This window comes from Blautia sp. MCC269 (assembly GCF_018785655.1).
Taxonomy (GTDB): domain Bacteria; phylum Bacillota; class Clostridia; order Lachnospirales; family Lachnospiraceae; genus Blautia_A.
The window spans coordinates 1-213 of sequence record NZ_WQQE01000114.1 but is presented as its reverse complement, the minus strand read 5'-3'; the positions used below and the strand labels follow the sequence as shown (position 1 = coordinate 213).

The following is a 213-nucleotide window of genomic DNA, read 5'->3' as shown; positions in this document are numbered from 1 at the left end:
TTCCCGTTCGACTTGCATGTGTTAAGCACGCCGCCAGCGTTCATCCTGAGCCAGGATCAAACTCTCTGATAAAGTGTTTGAATCTTTTACTCAAGACAACCGTTTGGCTATCTCTCGTTTTTACTGATTTTGGTTCGTTAGAACCGTTCTTAAAAATGTAAAGAAATTTTCGAGAATCGTATGTGTTTCACTGTTTAGTTATCAAGGTTTGTT

Annotated in this window: 1 rRNA gene; it reads right to left on the bottom strand. The window is 39.0% G+C overall.

Features of this window, described 5'->3' with window-relative positions:
* Positions 1 to 72, bottom strand: a 16S ribosomal RNA gene (locus GPK88_RS18510); the annotation flags it as partial.
* Positions 73 to 213 lie beyond the last annotated feature (141 nt).